6 protein-coding genes are annotated in these 6,619 nt (G+C 53.3%); 3 read left to right on the forward strand and 3 right to left on the reverse strand.

The window, feature by feature from the left end; genetic code table 11:
• Positions 1 to 399: 399 nt before the first annotated feature.
• Positions 400 to 1,062: a HEAT repeat domain-containing protein gene (locus AC0QH1_RS18960; RefSeq protein ID WP_324632829.1), complete on the reverse strand. Its 663-nt coding sequence runs from the start codon at positions 1,060 to 1,062 to the stop codon at positions 400 to 402.
• A gap of 237 nt (positions 1,063 to 1,299) precedes the next feature.
• Positions 1,300 to 1,905, reverse strand: a complete 606-nt coding sequence (locus tag AC0QH1_RS18965) for a methyltransferase domain-containing protein (RefSeq protein ID WP_324632830.1) — start codon at positions 1,903 to 1,905, stop codon at positions 1,300 to 1,302.
• Positions 1,906 to 2,255: 350 nt separating this feature from the next.
• Between AC0QH1_RS18965 and AC0QH1_RS18970 the strand changes: the two genes are divergently transcribed.
• From AC0QH1_RS18970 to AC0QH1_RS18980, 3 genes are all read left to right on the forward strand, one after another.
• Positions 2,256 to 3,683, forward strand: coding sequence for a phosphoglucomutase/phosphomannomutase family protein (locus AC0QH1_RS18970; RefSeq protein ID WP_324632831.1), 1,428 nt, complete (start codon positions 2,256 to 2,258; stop codon positions 3,681 to 3,683).
• A gap of 197 nt (positions 3,684 to 3,880) precedes the next feature.
• Positions 3,881 to 4,111: a lipopolysaccharide assembly protein LapA domain-containing protein gene (locus tag AC0QH1_RS18975; RefSeq protein ID WP_324632832.1), complete on the forward strand. Its 231-nt coding sequence runs from the start codon at positions 3,881 to 3,883 to the stop codon at positions 4,109 to 4,111.
• A 202-nt stretch (positions 4,112 to 4,313) separates the two neighbouring features.
• Positions 4,314 to 5,888 carry an AMIN domain-containing protein gene (locus AC0QH1_RS18980; RefSeq protein ID WP_324632833.1) on the forward strand — a complete coding sequence of 525 codons (1,575 nt, stop codon included), beginning with the start codon at positions 4,314 to 4,316 and terminating at the stop codon, positions 5,886 to 5,888.
• A 114-nt stretch (positions 5,889 to 6,002) separates the two neighbouring features.
• Here AC0QH1_RS18980 and AC0QH1_RS18985 read toward each other — a convergent pair whose 3' ends face one another.
• Positions 6,003 to 6,497, reverse strand: coding sequence for a DUF3172 domain-containing protein (locus tag AC0QH1_RS18985; protein WP_324632834.1), 495 nt, complete (start codon positions 6,495 to 6,497; stop codon positions 6,003 to 6,005).
• Positions 6,498 to 6,619: the final 122 nt, after the last annotated feature.

Raw genomic sequence — 6,619 nt, forward strand, 5'->3', positions numbered from 1 at the left:
TAGGCTGGTCAGGTGGTTAGAAGTACAAGCCCCTGGCTTTAGACATGGGGTTGGTTTCTACGGAGTCCCTGACTGCCCTTCGAGCGCATCCCTGGCGATCGACTTATGTTTCTCCGGAGCGATTTAACTGGCACCCTGATTTGGATACCAAGGCTAGTCCCTAGCATCTGCTTTTTCACCTTCACTTTACACCATTTCTCCGGAAACGAACAAGCTTGCGAAACTAAATGGCGGGCGAGGAAAGCATTGTGACAGCTCAACCGCCCTATTTCATAGATGAACCCGCCCCGGAAACCTTGCAACAAGGTTAACACAGATTGAGGCAGGTTCCCTGGTCTTTTTTCTCAGTGCTTTCGTCACCCGATTCGAGACCTATGAGACGGAAATGCGATCGCCAATTTATGCCAACCGCTGCAAAGACAGGCGGGCGGCTTCTGCCACTTGGGAATGACTATCTTTGGCTAGGTATTTTAACGCAGAAATGCTCTTTTCTGTGGGCAGATGACCCAACGCTTCCGCGAGGCGCTGTCGAACTAGCCAATCTTCTGATTGGGCAAAGCTCAAAATCCGATCGACTGCTTCCACTGCGCCGATTTCTCCTAATGCCGCGATCGCCGCTTGCTGTAGCACCACTTCTTTGCTATCCAAGGCTTTTATCAGCACCTCTTGGGCGCGCGGATTTTTTAAATTGCCCAGGGAAACTGCCGCACTAAAGCGCACTAACCAATCTGTATCTTCATAAAATGCCCGCACCAGGGGTTCAAAGGCTCTGCCATCTTCTAAATAGCCTAACGCCCCCGCCGCACCGGCGCGAATGCTGTAGTCTGGTTCGCTTTCGAGTACCTGCACCAAAATCGGAAACGATTGCGCTGTGGGTTTGACTCCCAAGGCGAAAATCGCCATCGATCGCACCTGTAGGTTCTCGTCATCGAGCACTTTTTCAATTAACGGGAATGCCTCGTCCGGCGACACATTCCGCAAAGATGCTAGGGCCACTAGGCGATCGCCGGAATTGTGACTTTCTAACCTTACCGCAATTTCGTCTAAACTAAGCTGGCTCATGGTTTCAGAAACTTTATAAAACTTTACATTTTGCCTGTCTTCATTATAGGCATATGCCTAAAATTCGGGTAGGACGGTTAATGCGGTTCGGCTGCCTTCCCGGGGCATCACCCCCCAGGGCAATTAAGAATTAACAATCGAGAAGTTGCAGCTTGCTCGATTGGCAATTGTCAATTCTTAATCCCCCCAATCCCGGCCAACAATCGCACTTAGTGTCTCACTAAGGGTCGCAAGAGGTTAACTTTGGCGTTGGAAGCGACCTAAGTGTTCTTCTCCTCGGCGCGACGGGATCGAGTCAAACGCCAATTCCAGAGAAACCAGTTCGAAATGGGGAGCAAAATACTGTTTGATTTCCTCGGGGGTGATGCCAAACGGCGGACCCCCGGGACGATTGTGGGTAAAAAACAACCCTATCACTTCCCCACCCGGACGCAACAGCGATCGCGTCACCTCCACATAAGCCTCCCGCTTGCGGGGTGGAATCGCACAAAAGCAAGTATGCTCGATAACGCAATCAAAATTCCCGGCAAATTCCGGCACCAGCTCAAAGATATCGCGCTGTAAAAATTCAGCCGCGATCGCCATTTTTTCCGCATTACGCCTCGCCGCCTGAATCGCCGAGGGAGCAAAATCAAATCCCACCACTTCAAACCCGTGGGTAGCAAACAGCAGGGCATCGTGACCCCGACCGCATCCCAACACTGCAGCGCGACCCGGAGGCGGTGCATCGGCAGAATTCAGCAATCGGGCAAACGGCGGTGCTTCCTGCCCCAGATCCCAGCGCGTGGTGCCGTCTTGGTAGCGTTGTTCCCAAAAATGGGGAATTTCGATGTCTCGATCCATAAAATTTGTGAGTGGAATCAGTCTAGTTGAGATTTAATTTTCCACCTTAGCATAGTTAGGGTGAAATGGCTAGGCAAATCTCGAACCGTGGAAATTATACAATCTAGCCGTGCGCCCCGGCATGCGGGGGGCCGATTTTCATGCCAGTGAAAGCCCAAGGCGGGTTTTTCCGCAGGGCAATCCTTAGCAAAAAAAGTAAGATTTGTCAAGTTCAATTTGAACCCTTGGCCGAGGTCTGCAAAATTGTAGATTGCCAATTTAGGATAAAAAATAAACAATTTTGAGTCGATCGCGCAAAGGCGGAGCATTCTTGTACTATGAGGGTGAAGAGTTCACAGGGAGTCCCCAAGATGAGTGCAGCAGGCACGGCAGAGAAAATCAAATTTGGCACAGATGGATGGCGCGGGATTATTGCCCAAGACTTCACCTTTGCCAACGTGCGGAAAGTAACCCGGGCGATCGCCGCCTACTTAGAGAAGGCATATGCCAAAGACAAACCGGTATTAATTGCCTACGATCCCCGATTTCTCGCCGAAGAATTTGCGCGCACAGCGGCAGAGATTTTAGCAGATTTAGGCTGGAGCGTCAAGATGAGCGATCGCGACTGTCCCACGCCAACCATTGCCTACAACGCGCGCGAGCTAGACACAGCGGGGGCCTTAATGTTCACCGCCTCCCACAACCCCGCCCCATACTGCGGCATCAAGTATATTCCCGACTACGCAGGGCCGGCCACGCCAGAAATCACCGATACGATTGTCGCCAACATTGACAGTGCCTCAGACGCACCCTCAGAAGGCAAAAACGCCGATAAAATCAGCACCTTTGACCCCAAACCCGCTTATGTAGACTATTTGTACCAGTTACTCGACGTAGAGACCATCCGCAAAGCGAAACTAAACGTCAAATACGACGCCTTATACTCCACCTCACGGGGGTACTTAGATGGGATCTTGCAACATTGCGGTTGCCAAGTCGAAAGCTTCCATACGTGGCGCGACGTATTATTTGGCGGAGGAATGCCCGAACCCAAAGGAGAGATGCTCGTCGGGTTAGTAGAATCGGTGAAAAAAGATAACGCCGATTTAGGACTGGCCACCGACGGAGATAGCGATCGCTTCGGCATCGTGGACGAAAAAGGCAACGTGTTGACGCCGAACACCATATTATTATTGCTAGCGCGGCACCTGTACAAAAACAAAGGACAAAAAGGGGCGATCGTTCGCACCGTTGCCACCACCCATTTACTCGACAGCCTAGCCGAGAAATACGGATTAGAGATTTACGAAACCGCCGTTGGGTTTAAATACGTCGGCGAAAAAATGCGAGAAACCGACGTATTGATTGGCGGAGAAGAATCCGGCGGATTGAGCGTATTGGGACATATTCCCGAGAAAGACGGGATATTAGCCGATATGCTAGTGGCCGAAGCGATCGCCTACGAAGGCAAACCCCTGAGTCAGCTAGTAGAAGAAGCGATCGCCGATGCTGGCGGGCCATTGTACAACCGACGACTCGACCTGCACCTCACCGAAGCACACAAACAAGCAGTTCTCGACGCCTACGACAAAAACCCTCCCGATCGCGTAGCCGGCATTGCCGTAGCACAAGTCGGACGCAAAGACGGGATCAAACTGTATCTAGAAGATGGAGGTTGGGTCTTGCTGCGTCCCTCCGGGACCGAACCCTTAATCAGAGTGTACATGGAGACCAGCACCTCGGAAAAACTGGATAAAATCGCCGCAGAGATGGAAGGAAAAATCAACCAACTCGCGTAAAGTCCAGGCGAATTTGTCCGGGATCTAGCAGTTTCAGGGAGTGTGAGGTCCCCAGGGTCGAACGTTATTATCGCCCTGTTTTACAGCTCACCATTCTAAGAACCGCTATCTCGTCCATTGACCATTGCGGGGGTTTACCAGAGAAGCGATCGCCCAATGGACAATGGACTACTTGTCAATTACCGCAAAGTGCCAACATGACAGCAGCGAAAATAATTCCCACCCTAGTAGCAACAATTGCCGCAATGTGGATAATGGCGATCGCGATTTTGTCCGTGCAAAATGCCACCCTAGTCTCCTTAAAATTTCTCGGATTGCAGTCCATTCAGCTACCCGTGGGACTCATCCTGGCCGGCAGCGTCGGAGTGGGTGCCATTGGAGGAGCGATCGCAATCGTTGTGCTGCCAAAGCGAAGCAATCGAGCCTAACCCGAACCCCCGTGACGTTTTGCCTTTTTTCTAGTGTACTCTATAATAACCAGTCGAGTTCGAGGGCAAAATCCTTCGTCCTCGAGAGACAAAAATCAACCCGCCCGATTTTTGTTAACCATTTCATTTTTAACCAAACCCTGAAATTCGCGCCCGCCAACGCCTTTAACCCCTAAACCCTCAGAATCAATCCGGACAAGCCATGCAAAAATCATCCTTAGCGCGGCTATTTTGGTCACTGGTATTGGTTCCCACTGTTTCCAGTCCGCAGTGGGGACTGCTCTTGATTGCCAGCGCGATCGCCTCAGCGCAGAAAGCAGCGGCGACCCCAGACAGACAAACCCATTTAACCGCAGCAGCACAATTGCGAAGATGGGAATTCGATCCCTACACCAACAAGTTGCAACTGAGCTTACCCGAAGGAATCACCCCAGAGTATTTTATTTTGCAGCAACCGCCTCGGATCGCGATCGATATTCCCACTCGCCATCGCGGGTTTGACCCCAGGGAAGAAAACTATCCCGGAATCGTGCGTCAAATTCGCGTCGGACATCTAGAAGGCGGCGTCACCCGGGTGGTAATGGAATTCGCCCCAGGCACCCGTTTAGAACCCACACAAGTGAAGCTAGAACCCATCGGGCAAGGGAACTGGTGGGTATTGCAACCTGCCGTGAACCTCGCCGAAACCCTCCCGAATGTAGAGAATGCGCCGAATACCGCCGCCCGGGGGGATACCTTGCCCGCCTTACCCATCTCTGCGGCCAACGAAAGCGTCCCCATCGACGTACCGCCACCGCCACCGCCACCGACATTAGAGATTGGCGAATCCCCGGGAGAAGAGCTATCCGGGGTCACAGTTAGCGTACCGCCGCCGCCAGGAGAAGAAGAGGCGGTGAGCGTGAACGTACCGCCACCCGAGCAAAACCTGGAATTAGAACTATCGGAATTTGAACTGCCCACCGAGGGAGTCAGGGGAGGCGATCGCAGCCCCTCCGTGAGCGTACCCCCCCTGGAAACCCAAGAGGCGCAGGCGGATGCGCCCCTGCCCGTACCAGAAGAGCCAGTGTCCGGGGAGACCCCCGCACCGGCGATCGCCACGGAAACCGAGAGACCCCCAGAGCAGGCGATCGCTGCCGGGGTTGTCACCGCCCCCGTCATCGAATTTGGGCAACCCCTGCCGCGATCGGGTGGCAATCTAACTGCCGCTGCCACAGTTGCCCCGCCAGAGTTGCCCCCCACCGAGGAAGCAACACAGACCCCGGACACAGCGCCGGAAACCGAAGAAACGGCGGCGAATATTGCCGGCGATGTGATGCTTTCTGCCGGTAGCGTAATGGTGTTGAGCTATCCGGGTTCTGCGCCATTAACCTTAGAAGAAAAATCCTCGCGACAAGAAGTATTGCTAGTGTATTCCGACCTGTACGATCGCAGTGGGAAATTAATCGCCCCGGTGGGAACGCCGGCGATCGGCAGATTTGTCAGCGATGGCGACGGCATTCGCTACCGAACCGAAGCCTTGATTTTAGACGGACGGGCCGTACCCTTCGTCGCCGAATCCGACCTTATTCAAGGCACGCGCAACATCAACGAAGGCAGAACCCTCAGCTATTCTGCCGTGGGAGCGGTTGCCGGCGCGGTACTCGGCGGATTAGCTGGGGGTCCGTTATTAGGAGGAGCTGCCGCAGGTGCAGCCACCTCCTTTCTCAGTTCGGGAAAATCCGCCACCATCCAACCCGGGCATGTATTTCCCGTGCGTTTGCGGGAGCATTGGCCCTAGAGAGACTTGGGGGGGGGTGGGTTTTGCGGGTCAAGGCGGCGAACCCCCCTTTCCCCGGTTCTGGGGGATGGCCACGGGCAAGGGGAAGGGGAAGGAGTCTGGGGATGTGCCGGATTAGAATCGTTCCGTTTCTGGCGGGAGTCCACCGCCGTTTTGGAAGAACAGGTTGCCGGCAGAGTCATTTTGATAGATGCAGTTAATCCGGGGCGAGCTTTCGAGGGCACCGGTGAATCCAAAGGTGTTCATGCGGTTTTTGCAGTCGCGCACTTGGTCTTTCGAGAGCAGATTGCGTTGTTCGAGAATATTCCAGGTATTGGTTCGCAGGACACATCCGGGCTGCATTTTCGGCTGTGCCACATAGACATTGAAGGGGTTGAGGGTGACGAAGATGCGCGTATCCATGACCATTGCGCTGGCACCATATTGAATGCACAGTTCCGCGTTGGGGGCACTGCGGTCAATGACTTCGCGAGAGGCCACATTTTCTGGGCTGAAATTTGCAGTGGAGCTAAAAGCAATACCAATCCCGATTCCCAACACGAAGACCCCCGCTAAAACGGCGAGAGAGGTGTAGTTAAAGGGAGAGGAGGATTTGGATTTTCGATACATGGTAATTTAGGGTGGTTAGAGATTGGGTAGGGAGTGTTTTTTAGGATGTTAAACTAAGCAATTCCGTCACCAGAACTACTCGTCTTCAGAACCGGACTTGAGATTTTCACCTCATCCGGCTC

This window comes from Phormidium sp. CCY1219 (assembly GCF_055795085.1).

Coding starts and splice junctions, on each gene's coding strand:
- AC0QH1_RS18960 (WP_324632829.1), bottom strand. CDS start 1,062: ATGAGCCAGCTTAGTTTAGACGAAATTGCGGTAAGGTTAGAAAGTCAC.
- AC0QH1_RS18985 (WP_324632834.1), bottom strand. CDS start 6,497: ATGTATCGAAAATCCAAATCCTCCTCTCCCTTTAACTACACCTCTCTC.
- AC0QH1_RS18970 (WP_324632831.1), top strand. CDS start 2,256: ATGAGTGCAGCAGGCACGGCAGAGAAAATCAAATTTGGCACAGATGGA.
- AC0QH1_RS18975 (WP_324632832.1), top strand. CDS start 3,881: ATGACAGCAGCGAAAATAATTCCCACCCTAGTAGCAACAATTGCCGCA.
- AC0QH1_RS18965 (WP_324632830.1), bottom strand. CDS start 1,905: ATGGATCGAGACATCGAAATTCCCCATTTTTGGGAACAACGCTACCAA.
- AC0QH1_RS18980 (WP_324632833.1), top strand. CDS start 4,314: ATGCAAAAATCATCCTTAGCGCGGCTATTTTGGTCACTGGTATTGGTT.